An 18,543-nucleotide genomic window follows, 5' to 3' on the forward strand; every position below is an offset into this window, starting at 1 on the left:
GGCTGCGCAAACGCCATCGGCCAATTCCGATTCGCTGAAGCTTTCCGAATCTTCGTCTTCATGCCCCGACTTCACGCCACCCTCCTCGTTGCCGGCCATCGCGCCCGCGTGGATGACCCATGCGTGCAGCCCGGGCCCTTCCCTCCTCCTGTCGTCTCTTCGGGCTACGACGTCGGCGCGCCGCCGCCGCCACATCTGCCCGCATTCGGCTGACTCTCAGCCGCTTCGTTTCCGGTTGACCTGAACGAGGCTCGGGCACACGCCCGAGGCAGGCGCTTGCCTGCGCGCCGGAACCCGACATCTCTTTTCGACAGGTGAGTGGAATGCGTTCCATGCAAGCCGCGCTGGCAGGGTCCGGCGCGACGGTTCTATTCGTGCTGCTGTGGAGCAGCGGTGCAATCTTTGCGGAGATCGGGGTGCAGCATGTCCCCGCGTTCGCGTTTCTGGTAGGGCGCTTTGCGCTCGCGTCTTTGGTGCTGGCGGGGCTTGGCCTCGGGCGGGGGCGGTGGTGGCCGGCGCCCGGATCACGGCTGAAGGTAGCCGCCACCGGTGCATTGCTGACCGGCGGCTATTCGATCTGCTACCTGCTCGCGCTGGACCGCGGCCTCACGCCCGGGCTCCTGGCCACGGTGCTCGGCGTGCAGCCGCTGCTCACGCTGCTGGTGACCGAGCGCGCGTGGTCTGCACGGCGGATGGCCGGCCTCGTGCTCGCGCTGGGCGGCCTCTCGCTTGTAGTGGGTGGGGCCGACGCGCGCCAAGTGCCAATGGCCGGCTTCGGCTATGCGTTCGCCGCGCTCCTCAGCATGACGCTGGGCGCCATCGGCCAGAAGCGGCTGAACCAGTCGCCCATCGATACGCTGCCGCTGCAGAGCGCGGTGAGTCTCGTGCTGTGCATGGGGTTTGCCATCGCGCATCCCGCGCAATCGCTGGCGTTCACGCCCAGCCTGCCCGGCATCGCTGCCTTGTTGTGGATGGGCGTGGTGATGTCGGTGGGTGCGCAGTTGCTGTTCTACCGGCTCATGCAGCGCGGCAACCTCGTCAACGTCACGAGCTTGTTCTACCTCGTGCCGGTTGTCACGGCGCTGCTGGATGATCTTGTGCTGGGGCATCGCCTTGCGCCCGTTGCAGTGGCGGGGATGGCAATGATTCTGCTGGGGTTGGCGGTGGTATTCCGGGTGCGGCGGTAGATTGGTGTGCGGTTGCCATTGCATTAGGCGGCTGGCAACCGCACCGTCACCCGCAACCCGCTGGCACGATCATCCGCCTCGCCGAGTTCCACTTCCCCGCCGAGTCGCCGCACCACCGTACTCACGATCGACAACCCGAGCCCCGAGCCGGTCGCCTCATTGCCGAGCACACGATAGAACGGGTCGAACACGCGCGCGCGCTCTTCGATGGGGATGCCGGGCCCGGTGTCCTGCACGGCAATCGACACGACGTGCGCGTCATTGGCCACCGACAGGTCGATACGTCCGCCTTCCGGCGTGTAGCGAATCGCGTTGTCCACCAGGTTGCGCACTACGACGAAAAGGTCGAGTTCGCTGGCATGGACGCGTGCATCGGCTTCGGTGGTGACGCCCATGTCGAGCTGCTTGGCGTCGGCAAGCGGCATGAGGTCTTCCAGCACGCTGCGGAACACGCTCTGGACGGAGACGGTGCCAGTTGGCACGCCGGTGGCCTCTTGCGCGCGCGCCAGGGTGAGGAGTTGTTCGAGCAGCCCGCGGCTACGCTCGATGCCCTGGCGCAGCGTGCCAAGACGCGCCTGCGCGTCGGTTGACATCGCAGCCTGCCCGAGCCGCTCGGCCTGCAGCGACAGTGCGGAGAGGGGCGTGCGCAGTTCGTGCGCGGCATCGGCGACAAAGCGGTGCTGGGCGTCCATGGACTGTTGCACGCGCGCGAGCAGGCGGTTGATCGCCACCACGAACGGGCGCACCTCGTCGGGCACGGCTTCGGGCGCGATGGCGTGCAGTTGGCGCTCGTCGCGTTGGTCCACCTCATGCGCCAGCCGCTTGATGGGCGCGAACATCTTGCGCAACACGTGGGCGACGGCCAGCAGCAGGATCGGCACAAGTATCAGGAACGGCATCAACGTGCGCAGCGCGCTGTCGCGGGCGGTTTCGTCTCGCACGGCGGTTTCCTGCGCCACAGCGATGCGCTGGCCGTTGGCGAGCGTGCGGACCCACACGCGGTAGTCGCGCTTGCCCAGGCGTGCGGTCTGCATGCCGTCGGTCAGCACGGGCAGGTTGGCCGCAGGCACCGCGCCAGCCGGCGGCAACACCTGCACGATCACGCGCGCCTCCGTGTCCGAGACCTTGGGCGCGTCGGCTGGGTCGCCTGGGGCTGGCAGATGGCCGGGGTCGAACATCGCCCCCACCTGGCGCAAGACGTCGTCCTGCAATTCATGCGCTTCGCGAAAAGCCGAGGCAAACGCAAAGCCGCCGGCCAACATCGCCACCGCCACGATGATCACCGACAGCCACACCGACAGCCGCCGCTGCACGGATGCAGCCGCAGATGTAGCCGCTGTCATTGGCCCCTCGGCACCATCCATCCCACTCCCCTGACGTTCTTGATGGCCTGCGCGCCGAGCTTCTTGCGCAGGGCGTGGATGAGGAATTCGACCGCGTTGCTCGCCACCTCGTGGCCCCAGCCGTAGATGCGCTCTTCCAGCTCCGTGCGCGAAAGGATGGCGCCCGGCCGCAGCATGAGCGCCTGCAGCAATGCAAACTCGCGCGCGGACAGGCGTACCGGCTCGGCATCGCCCATGCGCGCTTCGTGCGCGGCGGGATCGAGCGTCAGCACGCCATTGGTGAGCACGGGGCTCGCTGCCCCACCCTTGCGGCGCAGGACGGCGCGCATGCGGGCGAGCAGTTCAACCATCTCGAAGGGCTTGAGGATGTAGTCATCCGCGCCGCCGTCGAGACCGCGTACGCGCTCATCCACCGCATCGCGCGCGGTCAGGATCAGCACCGGGACAGGATTGTCGCGGGCGCGCAGGCTGCCGAGCACTGCATGGCCGTCCTTTCCGGGCAGGCCGAGATCGAGCAGCAGCAGGTCGTAGTGTTGGTGCGCGGCCACATCCAACGCGGTCTGGCCGTTACGCACCCAGTCCACCGCGTAGGCGGCGTCCTGCAGCGCGGCTTCCACGGCCGCGCCAATCATCGGGTCGTCTTCAACTAGGAGGACTCGCATTCAGTGTCGGGTGAACGGTCAGACCGATTGCAGCGCACCGCGCCGGGCCTGCCAACTCGGCGGATTCTCCAGAGCGATGGAGGGAGATTCCGCACCAGTCTGGCGAGGCAGACTTAGACGAGCCATAGCCGCCCGATGGCCGATGCCTTACTGCGCCACCTGCCGCAACTTCCATTCCCCGCTTGGCTGTTTGCACAGCCACGCGGTCCACTGCTCTTTGCTGCTGCCGCGCGCGAGTTCGCTCTGCAGGCGGCGGCATGATTGGCCGGCGTCGGTCTTGGATTCCAGCGGTGTGATGGTCGCGTCGATGGCGGGCTGCTTGCCCGTCGCCGCAGACGTCCATTGTGCGGGCGTGTTGTCGGCGGTGCTCCTCAGCACGTCGCCGATGGCCTTGGTGAACGACTTCAACTCCGTCGGGCTCATCGAGCCGATGATGGTGCTGGCCAGCACGTTGCGGAAATAGGCAAACGACGGCGTGGCAGCAGCAAACAGTGCAGCGCCCGCGAAGGCGAGCGCAAGACGGCGACGATGCGACATGGGGTCCCCCAGGATGTGAAGAAAAAGGTGCCTTCATCCTAAACCATGCCGCGTCGGGCTGTGGGGGTGCGCGCAGCGGAGCGTAGCTGCGACCGCCCCGCCGCCGTCAAGCCTTGGGCGCCTTCACGAGCACCACCGGGCATTCGGCATGGGCGAGCACCCGGCCCGCCACCGAGCCCATCAGCGCCTCGACGAACACGCCGCGCCCGTGCGAGCCCATGACGATGGCCGCCGCCCCCGCGCTTTGAGCGTGATGCACGATGCGCTCCGGCGGAAAACCCACCAGCGCGTGCCGCTCGAACGGCACGCCTGCCGCACCCAGGATCGCGCAGACCGAGGCCATGGCGCCGGTGCTTTCCTCCGCGTACCACGCATCAACCTCTGCCTTGCCGACGAGCGATTTGATGTCGCCGGAGAGGTCCGGCATGCAATGCACGACGTGCACCGTCACGTCGCTGCCGAAGAGCGTCTTGTCGGCAATGCAGCGGGCGGCCGCATCGGAGTAGTTCGATCCGTCCGTTGCCAGCACTAGGGTTTTCATGTGGCCTCCTTGCCATGTCTGGGGGCCGCGCCCGTGCGCGGTGGGTGTCTGCTTCCAACGTAAGCGCTGCTGAAAGCCGCGCGTTGATACGCGTCAACGGAAGCGCCATGGTGCGGCGGCGCGGTCAGCGCTTGCACAGGAAGGCAGGCAAAATGCGCAAGTTGACCCAGACGCCGCGCCCCACATGACAACCACGCCATCCCTTTCCGATTACCCGCTGCAGTCGACCGACAAGCTCCGCTACGGCGACACCGACCGCCAGGGCCACATCAACAACGCCGTCTTCGCCACGTACCTGGAAACGGGCCGCGTCGAGATGCTGTTCACGCCCGACAACCCGCTGGCGGCGCCGGGCTGCGAGTTCGTCATCGCGCAGCTCGTGCTCGACTTCCGCAACGAAATCCTCTGGCCCGGTTCCGTGCAGATCGGCACGCGCGTGGCGAGCGTCGGCCGCAGCTCGGTCAAGCTCGAGCAGGCCATCTTCCAGAACGGCCAGTGCGCCGCCACGTCGCAATCGGTGATCGTGCAGATCGACGTTGCCACGCGCCAATCAAGCCCCATTACCGACAGCGCCCGCCAGCGTTTGGCTGCGCTTACCGCCACCCCCGCCGGCGCTGAAGCGGAGTGACGCGCGCTGTACGCAAACGAACGCCCGCAGAAAATTTTTAACTTTGCTTGCACTTGCGCCCCTTGCCGGTGGGAAGATGGCTCTCCCGTTCAATCACGCGGAGGTGACCATGGGACTGTTGGATGAAGTGGGCAAGATCGCCGGCGCCGTCGCCGCGGTTGAAGCCGCCGAGAAAGTCGATCCGGATGCCGGCCTGCTGACCAAGGCCGTCGCCGCCGTCGCCGGTTTCAAGGGCGCGGGCGCGCTGGAAGAGATGATCGAAAAGAAGGACGAAGCCAAGGCCGAAGGCGCCGAGGCCGCTCCGGAAGATGGGGCTGCGCCGCAGGCTTGATTGCTTGCAGGCTCAAAAGGATTTGGGGACCCCCGCCGGTTGGCGGGGTTTTTGTTTTATCGAACCGATGAGCCCGCTGCGGCCTTATGGTTCAACCCAATTGTCTGGAGCGCATAGCTTCATTGATTTCAAGGGAATTGCTCCAAAGACATTCTCTTTTGGAATCAGGGAGAAGTATTTCCAGTCGGTTTCATTGACGAAAACCTCTCCGCTCTTGCATAGCATGTGTGCCTGCCTTGGTTGTTTTCCGCATGAAGCACCGCCAATTGCACAACGTTGCCATTGAGCAATCATGCCGACAGATTGAGGTTGGCCCTTCTTGAGTTCTGTGTACGTCTGAACATCGCGGGTCGCAATCGCCATATACATGAAGTCCAAGTCCGGCTGTACGGGCCTTGCTGCCTCTGCTCTGAGATACCGTGTGTGTAAATTAAAGACGTAGTGAACAAAGGCTAAAAGAATGGCCACTAGCATTAATGTCGACAAAGTGGCGGCTATTCGACGTGTCGTAGAGTTTCTTTTGCGTGTCAAGAAAAATCCGAGAATCGGGAATGCGAGAACAGTTGCGAGACCCGACAGCAAGGCGGCTTCGAGTTCGGGGCTTGCGCAATCCAATCCGCACCCGGGGTTGTTGTCAAAGGCGGTCATGATGCGTATGACGATCGCGGCAGTTACGAAACCGGCAAGTACGAAACCCATTAGCATCATCACGCGCTTCACTTAACCTCCCAAAAGAGAATTTTCTTGGAGTCACCCAAATCAGAGAAGCCAAACGATGATCTAGGGAAGAGCGAATTCATTCCGAACATTCGGCCGACGGTTGCGATTGAGTTAATTGGCCCGCTGATTGTCAACCGCGAGCCGTTCCAAAGATCAATATGGCCACCGCTGGCGTCGCCGGCAGAATCGCTGCTGCGAGACCAGTAGCTGTCGAACATGATGATGCCGGTTCTCCCCTTGACCTTCGATTCCCAATCCCTGCCTGTAATGTCTTCCGTTCTACGCAGTCCACAAAACGGGTGCTTGCTCAACCAAGACCCCATCTGATCCGCAAGGACAGCCGTGTACCTACCCTCCATCAGAATGCGCCCAAATTGGTGACCGGGCTTGACTGACACATTCGCAGGCGTGAACGACTTCATTTCTATGCCGACCTTGTGCAACGTCACACTCATCCGAATCGCGCACTGGTTTCCGAAGCCGGGTGGCACGCCGCCGGTCTTGGCATCCCGATAGGGCTCGCCCGTGACGTAGTTGTCCCAAAGGTCGGAAAACTTCACCGCTGGCACGTCGATCTTGCACACCGAGCCCCGCGTTGTATTGGTCCGAACCTGCGCCTTTTGTTTGAGCGGTTTGCGTTGCGCTGCCGTCATGCCTGTGCCTCCGTTTGCTTTGCCAGTGCCTCGTCGCCCCAGAGCACCGTGTATGGCTCTTCACCTTGCGTATCAATGCGCGGCAGCAATCCATTTGCGGGTACCCGCCCTGAGAAAGTGCGGCCGTCTTCGGTTTCGATGTAATACGGGATGCCCTCAAGGGCTGCGGACACGAGATGCGCCTGTTCGTCGTACGAAGAACAGGCATTGAAGTGCCTTGTCGCTGACAGCGCAGTACGCAAAGGGTTACTGCTTTCACCGAACCCCAGTGCAGCAAGCTCATGGTGCTCAAAACTCTGGAAGCTGTCGTTTTGAGACGCAATCATGATTGGCGGAGGCTGGCATTTGCAGATGCAGACGTCCCCCTCGAGTGCCTGCTCTTTCTCCATCATGAAATCGGGCCATCGCGGCCCTTGTGCGGCGATCAAGCCAACGGTCTTGCATGCGTGGCAGTAGACCTTGGCCCCAATGAATGCCAGCGCGGTACCGTTGTGCGTGCAGGTTTCCTCGCCTTCAAGCACTTCAGCTCCGACGGTTGATCCGTCGCCCTTCTTCAGAAAGTTGCGCCTCAAGTTAACCTCCTCGTTGGTGTTAGTCCTCGAGGATTCTCTTGGCCGAACGAAGCACCACGCGGCATTTGGCGAAATATTACGAATAGGATGGATGTATCCGATCGCTATAATCCCCACCGTCACCGCACCAACGGTGACTGGGTTTAGCAGCCCACCCCTTTTTCCCAGACGGACAGCCGCCTCCGCGCGGCATTTTTGTGTCCGGTGCTTGTGCACGCCTATGTGTTTTATGGCGGGCCGGGCGGTGAGACCTTCGGGTCTGCCGGTAGCTGGGATAGGGCCGGTCTGCTAACGCCGTCGTCAGGCCCGCCACCCTTGTTTAGCAGCGAGCGGCGAGCCTCCATCAACCTATCCCCGGAGGCCACATGGCTACCGCACTCAGCGGGCATCGCCTCGCGTCTTATCCTTCCCCTCCACCTTGGCGCTGCAGGCTTCCCACGCAACCGGGAGGTGCCGCATGTCGCTGACCAAAACCCGCCTCTACCTGGATGGCGCGGTGTCAGCGCGCGCGTTTCTGTGCCGCACGCACAGCGTCATGCGCGACCCTGGGCATTGCCGGCCCGGCAGGCTGCGCGAGCAGCTCACGTACTTTTCGGAACACGCGTATCCGCCGGCATTCGTGAAAGGCTTTATCGATGCCATCGACGCGTATCTGTCGATGTCGCTCGGGGGGAGCGACGTGGATCCGCACACGTGGGAGGTATTGGCCGCCATCGAGCGCCGGCGGGTTTCCGCCGCATAAGAACAGTTGGACACATCCCCGAGACGTGCGGGGATGCCGGCACCACGCCGCAACGCCGTGGAGGGCGCTGTGGCATGCTGGGCCCTCACATTTGAGAAGGACACAGCGGGAGCCATCTTGAAGCTCGATCACATTGCCGTCGTTGCGCAATCGCTTGAGCAAGCGCAGGCCTATGCCTCGCAGCGGTTCGGCGTGGAGCTGCCTGCCGGCGGCAAGCATCCCTTGATGGGCACGCACAACCTGGTCACGCGGATTGCGCCCGGCGTTTTTCTGGAGTTCATCGCCATCGACCCGGAGGCGGCTGCGCCCAACAGGACGCGCTGGTTTGCGCTCGACCGCCTGACGCGGGAAGGCACATTGGAACAGGCGCCACGGTTGTTCGGATGGGTCGCGAGCGTTCCGGATCTGGCGCGCAACGTAAGCGAATCACCGCAGCACGAATTGCTCGAAGTGACGCGTGGCGATTTGCGATGGCACTTCTTTCAACGCAGCGACGGCGAAGCGGAAGCGGGCGGTTGCTGGCCCGCACTCATCGATTGGGCCGGCGGCCAAAGCCCGGTCGGCAGGATGCAGGAGGTTGGGCTGCGCCTGAACCAATTCCAACTCGCACATCCGGAGATGCCGGCCATCCGCGCAAAGCTTCAGGGGCTGGGGTGGGATGCTTCCGAACCGGAGAACCGATACGTCGAATTGTCGGAGGCGGCACGGCCGGCTTTGACGCTTGTGCTCGATACGCCGAATGGGCTCGTGCAGATCGAAGGCGGCGGCCTGTAACCGCTGGCCACGTGTCAGGCGGCGCGCCGCTCGCCCACCCGCTGCCGCGAAGAGAACCCGTCGCGCACGCACTGCGCCAACGCCAGCGCCGCCGCACTCGCGCCTTGCGCAGGCAGCAGCAGGCTGATCGCAAACATCGGCAGTTCCGGAAGGCCGGCTTCAGGCCCGAGGATGTCGAGGTCCGCCGGCACCGTCGGCGTCAGCCATGCCGTGACGGCCAGCCCGGTGCGCACCGTGGCGGTGGTCGCTTCGATGTTGCCGCTCTCGAACACCGTGCGCCATTCGATGCCGTGCTCGCCGAGCGCCTTGAGCACGCGGGCGCGGAAGGCGCAACTCTCGTCCACCATCGACAGCGGTAGCGGGCGCTTCGCATGCACGTTGCCGCCGCGCGGGCCGACCCACACCAGCCGCTCCACGCACAGGCATTCGCCCGTGGCTTCGTCCACCGGCGCTTCGACCACGGCGACGTCCAGCTCGCCGCGCGCAATGCGCTCCGTCAGCTCGGGCGAGGTGCCGCAGACGATGGTCAATTCCACCGAAGGCCACGCTTCGGTAAAGGCCTTGAAGATCGGCGGGAAAACGGTGCCGACCAGGTCGTAAGGCACACCCAGGCGCACCGGACCCTGCAGCGGGCGCGCCGCCATGTCGGCCCAGATTTCGTCGTTGAGGGCGAGCAGGCGTTTGGCGCGGCCGAGGAACCGTTCGCCCGCGTGGGTGAGTTCCAGCCGACGGCCGTCGCGTTCGAACAGGCGGCATTCGAAGGCGTCTTCGAGCCGCTTGATCTGTTGGCTGATGGCGCCCTGCGTGAGGTGCAGCGCGTTGGCGGCCACCGTCATGCTGGCGTTTTCCGCCACGGCAATGAAGGTGCGCACGAGGGTGATGTCGAGGTTCTTGGCCATCGCTGCATTCTAGAAGCTAATGCTTGGGCACAAAAACCGCATCGTTGCTAATGGCTTGTCAGCGCACGGGGTGGGCGGATCGGTGGCCCGCTGTGTGCGGCGTGCCCCGCTGCCAGGGTCGCGCGCAACCGTGTGCCAGTGCGGAATTGCTGCATTGCCGCATGTCGCAATCGCTACCAAGGCAACGGTCTGCCAACTGCAGCGTGCGGGTTTGCTGCATGCCGTCGAGCGATGCCTCTAATGCGGGTAAGCCCGGTCGTTTGAAACAACCCGGCGCGCCTACGATGTGAAGTTGTGACCGGCAGCAAGCTGGCGGCGTCGCTCGTCCATTAGAAAACCATCCGGAGACATCCATGGCCAACGATTTGCCCACCTCGGCCCTCACCTTCGATTACGTCATCGTCGGCGCCGGTTCGGCCGGTTGCGCGCTCGCCAGCCGGTTGACCGAAGACCCGGACGTGACGGTCGCGCTGCTGGAAGCGGGCCCCCACGATCATCACCTTTCAGTCTGGGTGCCGGCCGGTTGTGCGGCATCGCTGCCGTTCAAGAACAAGCGCAACTATGGATTCCAGACCGTGCCGCAAGCGGGGCTGGGCGGCCGCCAGGGCTATCAGCCGCGCGGGCGGGGGCTGGGCGGCAGCTCGTCGCTCAACGCCATGATCTACATCCGCGGCACGCCCAGCGACTACAACCACTGGGCCGCGCTCGGCTGCACCGGCTGGGGCTGGAGCGATGTGCTGCCCTACTTCAAGCGCTCCGAAGGCAACGAGCGTTTTGCCGGCCGCGATGACGACGCGCTGCACGGCGGCACCGGCCCGCTGCACGTGAGCGACCTGCGCACCGGCAACCCCATCGCACAGCGCTTTGTCGAGGCCGGCGTGGCCGCAGGCTACCGGCTCAACAACGATTTCAACGGCCCCGACCAGGAAGGCGTCGGTCCGTACCAGGTCACGCAATACAACGGCGAGCGCTGGAACGCCGCACGCGCCTACCTGCACGGCGGCGACAAGGCTGACGCCACGTTCAGCCGCAACCGCCGCCAACTGACGGTGATGCCCGACACGCAGGCCCTGCGCATCGTCTTTGAAGGCAAGCGCGCGGCAGGCGTGGTGGTGGAGCGTGCGGGCCGCACCGAAACGTTGCGCGCGCGCCGTGAGGTGATCGTCTCATCGGGCGCGTTTGGCTCGCCGCAACTGCTGATGGCCTCGGGCGTGGGCCCGGCGGAGCATCTGCGCTCGCTCGGCATTCCGGTCGTGCACGACCTGCCCGGCGTCGGCCAGAACCTGCAGGACCACCTCGACATCATCCTGCACAAGAAGGTCTTCAACCTGGATTTGATCGGCTATTCCGCGCGCGGCAGCGCCCGCATGCTGAGCGAGATCCTGCGCTACCGGCGCGAGCGCCGCGGCATGCTGGCAACCAACTTTGCTGAAGCCGGCGGCTTCATCAAGAGCCGGCCCGATCTGGCCGATCCCGATCTGCAATTGCACTTCGTGGTGGCCATGGCCGACAACCACAACCGCACGTTCAACTACGGCCACGGCTATTCATGCCACGTGTGCGTGCTGCGCCCAAAGAGCCGCGGCGAAGTGCGCCTGGCCTCCGCCGACACGCGCGACGCACCGCTGATCGACCCGCGTTTCCTGTCCGACCCCGACGACATGAACGGCATGCTTGCCGGCTTCCGCGCCGTGAAGAGCATCTTCGCGCAGCGTCCGCTGGCCGACCTGGGCGGGCGCGAGTTGTATTCCGGAAACATCCGCGGCGACGGCTCCGACGACGAAGCCGTGCGCGCCCTCATCCGCCAGCACGCCGACAGCATTTACCACCCCGTCGGCACCTGCAAGATGGGCAGCGCAGACGACGCAATGGCCGTCGTCGACCCCGAACTGCGCGTGCGCGGCGTCACGGGCCTGCGCGTGATCGACGGCTCCGTCATGCCGACGCTGATCGGCGGCAACACCAACGCCCCGATCATCATGATTGCCGAGCGCGCTGCCGACCTGATGCGCCAGGGCGGACGCCCGACGTTGAATGTGGTGAGCAGCATCCCGACACAAGCGGCACCGGCCGAGGTGCACTGAAAGCAGCGAGGGCCACGAACCGCCGCGCCGCCCTCCGCGCACCGATGGTGTGGCCGTTGGAGCCCTAGATGGCGCCTTGAATTTCTGTTGCAGAGAGGAAAAAGGAAGGGAAACTGTCTGAGCGCAGCGAGTTTTTCCCTTCCCCTCTCTGCGACATGAATTCAAGGGGAAGTCGCCATCTCGGGCGCGCCTTTCTTTGCTTACTTTCTTTGGCAAGACAAAGAAAGTGAGTCAGCCCCGGCAGGGGATGAAACCAGGGATGCCCCAACAACATCAACGAGCACCCCGAAGCAGATCAGACATCAGTTCCCAGCACTATCCGTAGGCGTATTAAACGAATCCCGCAGCAAATAACTCATCGGCACATCCAGATTCACCCCATTCGGCGGAATCGGCTGCTGAAACCACTTCTTATAGAGCTTCGGCACCTCGCCGTCGACAATCAGCCGCGTCATCGACTGGTCGATCAGCTTCTTGAACTCCGGGTCCTGCTTGCTCAGCATGATCGCGTACGACGACACGAGCTGCGTCTTGCCCGCCAGGCGATAGTCAGCCGGGTTCTTGGCCGTGGCGCGCATGCCCGAGAGCAGGATGTCGTCACCGGCAAACGCGTTGGCGCGGCCATCGGCCAGCATCGCAAACGCACTGCGCAGATCGTTGGCATCCACCACCTGCACCGTCATGCCCGTCTCGTTGAGCTTGCGTGCGAGGTCGGCATTGGTCGAGCCGCGCGCGGCCACTACCGTCTTGCCGTTGAGGTCTTCCCATTGCTGGATCGGCGAGCCGGTCTTTACCAGCATGCGGCCCTTGGTGATGTAATGCGGAATCGTGAAGGCGACCTTCTCACGGCGCTCGCGTGAGTTGTTGGTCGAGCCGCATTCCAGGTCGGCCTTGCCCGAAGCGACCACGTCCATGCGCGTGGCGGCTGTCACCGGCACGTACTGCACCTTCAGGTCAGGGCGCTTGAGCGAGGTCTTGATCGAATCGATCAGCCGCGAGCAGATGTCGATGGCGTAGCCGACCGGCTTGCTGCCATCGAGGTACGAAAAAGGAATGGAGTCTTCCCGATACGCCACATGCACGGTGCCTGAATCGCGGATGCGATCGAGCGTCGGGGTAGCGGCAACGGCGTTGGACGGGAAGAAGGCGGTGGAAACAGCAGCGGGAACGGCAAGCGCGGCCAGCAGCCACGTGCGCGCAGCGAACGGCATCGTCAAAGGTCCTAGGAGAGGTTCGGGCTTCTAATGACCAGCCGACCGCATCGGGGCCCTATCGACGCGGCGGTGCGCGCAATCGATTGCCAGGCGACGTCCGCCCCGCTGCGCAGCATTGGCTGGGGCGCGCCGTCACTCCCCCCGGGGAATGCCAAAACGTGAAGCAATGTCACGCGCCGCCATGGGCGCGCATTATGCGCTGAATGCGGGTATACCCTCAAGCACCTGTTCGGTGCGTGGATAAGCGGCCGGAGGACGCGATGTGGTTTTGAGCGTTACACGAAAGCGTGCGCTCACATTTGACTGCATCCCCAGGGTGCGCTACACGGGCCACGCGCGTTGCAGCACTGCGCCCAGTTCCTGCGCGTGTCCATCGAGCGTGCCAAACACGCGGCCGTGTTGATGATGGAAGCGGCTGGCGATAAAGCGCTCGGCGTCGTCCGGGTGGGCGTACGCCAGCATCAGCGCAGCCTGTGCCGTCAGCGCCAGCCCCTGCGCGATGCGGCGTGCGGAGGTTTCCTGGATGTCGCCCGGCTGATGCAGCATCGCCTGCAGCGCGGCCAGCTCCGCACGCACGGCACGGTGGCCCTGCGCGCGCTCGCCAATGTCGTGCACCAGGCGCAACGCATCGTCCGGCGTGCGGGCGATGGCGCGCAGCACGTCCAGGCACATCACGTTGCCCGAGCCTTCCCAGATGGAATTGACCGGCGCCTCGCGGTACAGACGCGCCATCGGGCCTTCTTCGACATAGCCGTTGCCGCCCCAGACTTCCATGGCCTCGCCGGTTGCTTCGATGGTGCGCTTGCAGACCCAGAACTTAGCCGCGGGCGTGACGATGCGCTTCCACGCTGCGGCCAGCGGATCGACATCGGCGCGCTCGAACGCGTTGCCCAGTTCCATCATCAGCAACGTTGCCGCTTGCGATTCGAGCGCGAGATCGGCCAGTACGTTGCGCATCAGCGGTTGGTCGGCCAGCAGGCGACCGAACGCCATGCGGTGGCGTGCGTGGTGCAGCGCCTGCATCAGCGCGTGGCGCAGGATGGCCGCGCTGCCGATCACGCAATCGAGCCGCGTGTGCGTCGCCATCTCGATGATGGTCGGAATGCCGCGTCCTTCTTCGCCGATGAGGATGCCCTCGGCGCCGCGGAACTCCACTTCGCTGCTGGCGTTCGAGCGGTTGCCGAGCTTGTCTTTCAGGCGCTGGATCTGGATCGGGTTCTTGCTGCCGTCATCGCGAAAGCGCGGCACGAAGAAGCACGACAGCGGGCCGTCTTCTGCGCCCATGCGCGCGACCACCAGGTGTGCATCGCACATCGGCGCAGAGAAGAACCACTTGTGGCCGGTGATGGCGTACGTTGCGCCACGGCCCTCGCCGCGCAAGGGCGTTGCCACCGTGGTGTTGCTACGCACATCGGAGCCGCCTTGCTTTTCAGTCATGCCCATGCCGACGAGGATGGCGGTCTTCTGGCGCCACGGCAGATCGCGTGCGTCGTGCTCCCGGGCGTAGAGACGCGGCCCCAGATCGGCAAACAGCGCGGTCTCTTTCTGCAGGACGGGGATGCTGGCGAACGTCATCGTCGCCGGGCACAGCGTGCCGGATTCGATCTGCGCCTGCATGAAGTAACCGGCGGTGCGCGCCGCCCATGCACCCGCGCGCGGGTCGGCGAACGGCAGCGCCTGCAGCCCCTGGCTGCGCATCAGGCCGAGCAGCGCGTGCCAGGCGGGGGCGAAGCGGATGGCATCGATTCGCTCGCCGGTGCGGCTGTGGGTGTGGAGTTCAGGGTGATAGGTGTTGGCCTCCGCGGCCCACTGCAGCGTCTCGGGCGCGCCGAGCTGGTCACCGAACGCTTGCAGCGCGCCGGCGTTCCAGCCGCCGCCCAGGCGTTCGAGCGCACCTTGCAGCGTGGTGTCGGACGTGAAGGGGTTGAAGCCGGTCAGGTCCGGGACCTGGTTGAAGACGCGGTGGGTGGCCTCTGTGGGCATTTGGGGTCTCCTGGCGTGGCGCTTTTGGGTGTGTGGGCCATGGTAGACCACCGGCGGTGCGCGCCGCCCATGCACCCGCGCGCGGGTGCATGGGCGGCGCGCACCGCCGGTGGTCTACCATGGCCCACACACCCAAAAGCGCCACGCCAGGAGACCCCAAATGCCCACAGAGGCCACCCACCGCGTCTTCAACCAGGTCCCGGACCTGACCGGCTTCTCCCCCGTCAACAAGTAATGCATCAGCTCCCGCACCGGCCGAATCGCCTGCCCAAACGGCAACTTCCCAGCGCCACGGAAAAACAGCCCGCGCTCCACATCCCCCCGAAGTGCCTGCGCCAGCTTCAGGTCGATGCAGAACTGCCCGACCTTGCCAATCCCATCCCGCAGCCCGCAGGTCTGCAAACAATCGAACCCCTGCAGACAATCCCGCACCTTGGCCTTGGCCTGCAGCGCGCTTTCGCGTGAGAGATAACGCGACAGCCAAGGCGTCATCACGGCCCGCGCCGGCAACCCAGCCACGCTGACAAACTCGCCGATATCCCCTTGCTCCGCACCCGTCAGCACCCGCTTGAAGCGCACGTGCGCATCGCCCTCTTCCGTCACCGCAAACGCCGTACCGAGCTGCACCGCAGCGGCGCCCTTGTCGAGCCAGTGCTTCACCTTGGCATGCGAATCGATGCCGCCCGCCAGGATGATCGGAATCTGTTCCGCAGCCAGCCCCAGCTTGATGAACAGTTCACGGCATTCGTCCAGCACGCGCGCGAACGAAAAGCGCTCGTCGCGCAGATCTTCGATGCGGGCCGCGCCCAGGTGGCCGCCGGCGTGCGACGGGTGCTCGATCACCACCGCATCGGGCAAGCGCGATTTCTTCATCCACCGCTTGAGCACCACGCCCACGCCGCGCGAGTCGGAAAGGATCGGGATAAGCGCCACCTTCGGATGCTCCGCCGTCATCTCCGGCAGATCGAGCGGCAGGCCTGCGCCCATGACGATTGCATCGGCGCCGCTCTCGCACGCCTGCCGCACCAGCGCCGGGTGCGATTCCACCGCCTTCATCACGTTCACGGCGATCATGCCGTTGCCTTGGCTGGCTTCACGCGCGGCGCGGATCTCGCGGTCCAGCGCGACGAGGTTGGCGGCGTTGATGGCGTCCTTGTCGCGCGATTTTTCAGTCGCGGCAACAAGGTCTGCGTGGTGATGCCGCAAGTCGATGCTGGCGATGGTGCCCACGCCGCCTTCGCGTGCCACGGCGCCGGCCAGCCGGTGCGCCGAAATACCCACGCCCATCCCGCCCTGCACGATGGGTACGAGGCTGCGCCCCGCCAGTGTGAACCGACGCTCCAGCATGACAACTCCCAGCGGCCGTGCCGCAATGCAATAGAAAAGGGATTGAGCGTCGCACAGGTGAAACGCGGCGGGGTTGCGCAAGATCAAGGCGGGCCGCGCCGGTGCGCGCCGCCGCACATTGCGTGGCGGTTTGGACTGAAATGACCCGTCGACCGTCATCTCACTGGTTTTCGTGCTGGCAACGCCGGCAGCCCTGTGCTTAAATTCAGCCTCGTTGGATGAAACAGGGGTGCCGTACGGATGGGCCGTGCGGCTGAGAGAGTCCCTTCGCACCCGATCCGGTTCGTACCGGCGTGGGAAGTTTCAGAACACCGCGTAGTCTCTGGCAGCCACACCCTCAGTTCTTCGGGTCACGCCACCTCTCCCGGTTTCGTCCACTGCCTGCTCCACCAGGCCACAGAATCAAGGACGAGACCATGCCCCAAGCCAAAAACGCCCCCGCCGCATCGTTCGACTCGCTGCAGTCCGAGCTCGACCAGAAGTTCGCCTATCCGGCCTCCAGCAAGACGTACATCGTCGGCAGCCGCCCGGACATCCGCGTGCCGATGCGCACCATCAAGCAGACCGCCACGCGCACCGACAAGGGCGAGATGCTGAACCCGCCGGTGCCGGTGTACGACACCTCGGGCCCGTACTCCGATCCGGACGTACACATTGACCTGAAGGCTGGCCTCGCCCCGCTGCGCGCCAAGTGGATCGACGAGCGTGGCGATACGGAAATCCTCTCGGGCCTGTCGTCCGAATACGGCCAGACGCGCGCCAACGACCCGGCCACGGCGCACCTGCGCTTCTCGCACATCTCCAAGCCGCGCCGCGCCAAGGCCGGCGCCAACGTGAGCCAGATGCACTACGCGCGCCGCGGCATCATCACGCCCGAGATGGAATACGTCGCGCTGCGCGAATCGCTGAACCTGCAGGCGCTGCAAGACAAGCCCGAGTACCGCCAACTGCTCAAGCAGCATCCGGGCTTCTCGTACGGCGCGAACCTGCCGCAGCGCCCGGAAGACATCACGCCGGAATTCGTCCGTGCCGAAGTCGCCGCGGGCCGCGCGATCATCCCCGCCAACATCAACCATACCGAGCTGGAGCCGATGGCCATCGGCCGCAACTTCCGCGTGAAGATCAACGGCAACCTCGGCAACTCGGCGGTCACGTCGTCGCTGGCCGAGGAAGTGGAAAAGATGGTGTGGGCGATCCGCTGGGGCGCCGACACGATCATGGATTTGTCCACCGGCAAGCACATCCATGAGACGCGCGAATGGATCCTGCGCAACTCGCCGGTGCCCATCGGCACGGTGCCCATCTACCAGGCGCTGGACAAGACCGGCGGCGTGGCTGAAGACCTGACGTGGGAGATGTTCCGCGACACGCTGATCGAGCAAGCCGAGCAAGGCGTGGACTACTTCACCATCCACGCCGGCGTGCTGCTGCGCTACGTGCCGCTCACGGCCGACCGCATCACGGGCATCGTCTCGCGCGGTGGTTCGATCATGGCCAAGTGGTGCCTGGCCCATCACAAGGAAAACTTCCTGTACACGCACTTCGACGAGATCTGCGAAATCATGAAGGCGTACGACGTGTCGTTCAGCCTGGGTGATGGCTTGCGCCCCGGTTGCATTGCCGACTCGAACGACGCCGCGCAATTCGGCGAGCTGCACACGCTGGGCGAACTGACCAAGAAGGCGTGGGAGCACGACGTGCAGGTCATGATCGAAGGCCCGGGCCACGTGCCGCTGCAGCGCGTGCAGGCCAACATGGACGAAGAGCTGAAGCACTGCTTCGAAGCGCCGTTCTACACGCTTGGGCCCCTGGTGACCGACATCGCCCCGGGCTATGACCACATCACCAGCGGCATCGGCGCGGCCAACATCGGCTGGTACGGCACCGCCATGCTGTGCTACGTCACGCCCAAGGAACACCTGGGCCTGCCCGACAAGGAAGACGTGCGCGAAGGCATCATCACCTACAAGATCGCCGCGCATGCGGCCGACCTTGCCAAGGGCTGGCCGGGTGCACAGCTGCGTGACAACGCGCTGTCGAAGGCGCGCTTCGAATTCCGCTGGGAAGACCAGTTCAACCTCGGCCTCGATCCGGAGAAGGCGCGCGCCTTCCACGATGAAACGCTGCCGGCCGAGGGCGCCAAGATCGCGCACTTCTGTTCGATGTGCGGTCCGAAGTTCTGCTCGATGAAGATCACGCAGGAAGTGCGCGACTACGCGGCCACGCTCGACGCCAACGCCACCGCCGCCGCAGTTAACCCAACTGCGGGCATGGAAGAGAAGTCGATCGAGTTCCGCAAGAGCGGCAGCAAGATCTACAGCTAACC

The 18,543-nt window shown here is 64.8% G+C and carries 18 protein-coding genes and 1 riboswitch; of the genes, 7 read left to right on the plus strand and 11 right to left on the minus strand.

The window, feature by feature from the left end; all coding sequences use genetic code 11:
- Positions 1-323: 323 nt before the first annotated feature.
- Complete coding sequence (locus RP6297_RS15385) at positions 324-1,187, plus strand: DMT family transporter (RefSeq protein ID WP_037028113.1); 864 nt, start codon at positions 324-326, stop codon at positions 1,185-1,187.
- Between the two features lie 23 nt (positions 1,188-1,210).
- Here the strand turns inward: RP6297_RS15385 and RP6297_RS15390 are convergent, their stop codons facing one another.
- The 4 genes from RP6297_RS15390 to RP6297_RS15405 all read right to left on the minus strand — a co-directional run bounded on the left by RP6297_RS15390 (position 1,211) and on the right by RP6297_RS15405 (position 4,270).
- Positions 1,211-2,551 (minus strand): ATP-binding protein, encoded by a 1,341-nt coding sequence (locus RP6297_RS15390; RefSeq protein WP_009277222.1) that lies wholly within the window; start codon positions 2,549-2,551, stop codon positions 1,211-1,213.
- Positions 2,527-3,192: a response regulator transcription factor gene (locus tag RP6297_RS15395; RefSeq protein WP_004628419.1), complete on the minus strand. Its 666-nt coding sequence runs from the start codon at positions 3,190-3,192 to the stop codon at positions 2,527-2,529. Before RP6297_RS15395 ends, RP6297_RS15390 begins: the two co-directional genes overlap by 25 nt.
- Before the next feature lie 147 nt (positions 3,193-3,339).
- On the minus strand, positions 3,340-3,729 hold the full coding sequence (locus RP6297_RS15400; RefSeq protein WP_009239456.1) for a hypothetical protein: 390 nt from the start codon (positions 3,727-3,729) through the stop codon (positions 3,340-3,342).
- Between the two features lie 106 nt (positions 3,730-3,835).
- Complete coding sequence (locus RP6297_RS15405) at positions 3,836-4,270, minus strand: universal stress protein (RefSeq protein ID WP_009239455.1); 435 nt, start codon at positions 4,268-4,270, stop codon at positions 3,836-3,838.
- Between the two features lie 184 nt (positions 4,271-4,454).
- On the opposite strand from RP6297_RS15405, the gene RP6297_RS15410 reads away from it, so the two are divergent.
- Positions 4,455-4,898: an acyl-CoA thioesterase gene (locus RP6297_RS15410; RefSeq protein ID WP_009239454.1), complete on the plus strand. Its 444-nt coding sequence runs from the start codon at positions 4,455-4,457 to the stop codon at positions 4,896-4,898.
- Between the two features lie 109 nt (positions 4,899-5,007).
- Positions 5,008-5,229 carry a hypothetical protein gene (locus tag RP6297_RS15415; RefSeq protein ID WP_009239453.1) on the plus strand — a complete coding sequence of 74 codons (222 nt, stop codon included), beginning with the start codon at positions 5,008-5,010 and terminating at the stop codon, positions 5,227-5,229.
- Between the two features lie 84 nt (positions 5,230-5,313).
- Here the strand turns inward: RP6297_RS15415 and RP6297_RS15420 are convergent, their stop codons facing one another.
- The 3 genes from RP6297_RS15420 to RP6297_RS15430 are packed head-to-tail and all read right to left on the minus strand — an operon-like array spanning position 5,314 to position 7,174.
- A complete protein-coding gene (locus RP6297_RS15420) occupies positions 5,314-5,949 on the minus strand; it encodes a hypothetical protein (RefSeq protein ID WP_009239452.1) in 636 nt (211 codons plus the stop codon).
- The gene (locus RP6297_RS15425) at positions 5,946-6,602 is read right to left on the minus strand and encodes a type VI secretion system amidase effector protein Tae4 (RefSeq protein ID WP_009239451.1); all 657 of its coding nucleotides are present in this window, start codon (positions 6,600-6,602) and stop codon (positions 5,946-5,948) included. Before RP6297_RS15425 ends, RP6297_RS15420 begins: the two co-directional genes overlap by 4 nt.
- On the minus strand, positions 6,599-7,174 hold the full coding sequence (locus RP6297_RS15430) for a PAAR domain-containing protein (protein WP_009239450.1): 576 nt from the start codon (positions 7,172-7,174) through the stop codon (positions 6,599-6,601). The genes RP6297_RS15425 and RP6297_RS15430 overlap by 4 nt, the downstream gene beginning before the upstream one ends.
- A 457-nt stretch (positions 7,175-7,631) precedes the next feature.
- Between RP6297_RS15430 and RP6297_RS15435 the strand changes: the two genes are divergently transcribed.
- Positions 7,632-7,916, plus strand: a complete 285-nt coding sequence (locus RP6297_RS15435; RefSeq protein WP_009239449.1) for a hypothetical protein — start codon at positions 7,632-7,634, stop codon at positions 7,914-7,916.
- Positions 7,917-8,033: 117 nt separating this feature from the next.
- Positions 8,034-8,690 carry a VOC family protein gene (locus RP6297_RS15440; protein WP_009277221.1) on the plus strand — a complete coding sequence of 219 codons (657 nt, stop codon included), beginning with the start codon at positions 8,034-8,036 and terminating at the stop codon, positions 8,688-8,690.
- Between the two features lie 14 nt (positions 8,691-8,704).
- Here the strand turns inward: RP6297_RS15440 and RP6297_RS15445 are convergent, their stop codons facing one another.
- Positions 8,705-9,589, minus strand: coding sequence for a LysR family transcriptional regulator (locus RP6297_RS15445; RefSeq protein ID WP_009239447.1), 885 nt, complete (start codon positions 9,587-9,589; stop codon positions 8,705-8,707).
- 353 nt (positions 9,590-9,942) lie between these two features.
- Between RP6297_RS15445 and RP6297_RS15450 the strand changes: the two genes are divergently transcribed.
- The gene (locus RP6297_RS15450; RefSeq protein WP_009239446.1) at positions 9,943-11,673 is read left to right on the plus strand and encodes a GMC family oxidoreductase; all 1,731 of its coding nucleotides are present in this window, start codon (positions 9,943-9,945) and stop codon (positions 11,671-11,673) included.
- Between the two features lie 302 nt (positions 11,674-11,975).
- Here RP6297_RS15450 and RP6297_RS15455 read toward each other — a convergent pair whose 3' ends face one another.
- The 3 genes from RP6297_RS15455 to RP6297_RS15465 form a co-directional block, all read right to left on the minus strand.
- The gene (locus RP6297_RS15455; RefSeq protein WP_009239445.1) at positions 11,976-12,884 is read right to left on the minus strand and encodes an amino acid ABC transporter substrate-binding protein; all 909 of its coding nucleotides are present in this window, start codon (positions 12,882-12,884) and stop codon (positions 11,976-11,978) included.
- A 324-nt stretch (positions 12,885-13,208) separates the two neighbouring features.
- On the minus strand, positions 13,209-14,870 hold the full coding sequence (locus RP6297_RS15460) for an acyl-CoA dehydrogenase family protein (protein WP_009239444.1): 1,662 nt from the start codon (positions 14,868-14,870) through the stop codon (positions 13,209-13,211).
- A 114-nt stretch (positions 14,871-14,984) separates the two neighbouring features.
- Complete coding sequence (locus RP6297_RS15465; RefSeq protein WP_223293246.1) at positions 14,985-16,217, minus strand: NAD(P)H-dependent flavin oxidoreductase; 1,233 nt, start codon at positions 16,215-16,217, stop codon at positions 14,985-14,987.
- A 215-nt stretch (positions 16,218-16,432) separates the two neighbouring features.
- Positions 16,433-16,534: riboswitch (TPP riboswitch) on the plus strand.
- Positions 16,535-16,633: 99 nt separating this feature from the next.
- Between RP6297_RS15465 and thiC the strand changes: the two genes are divergently transcribed.
- Positions 16,634-18,541 carry a phosphomethylpyrimidine synthase ThiC gene (gene thiC, locus RP6297_RS15470; protein WP_009239442.1) on the plus strand — a complete coding sequence of 636 codons (1,908 nt, stop codon included), beginning with the start codon at positions 16,634-16,636 and terminating at the stop codon, positions 18,539-18,541.
- Positions 18,542-18,543 lie beyond the last annotated feature (2 nt).

Origin of the sequence: Ralstonia pickettii, assembly GCF_016466415.2 — a bacterium.
Taxonomy (GTDB): domain Bacteria; phylum Pseudomonadota; class Gammaproteobacteria; order Burkholderiales; family Burkholderiaceae; genus Ralstonia; species Ralstonia pickettii.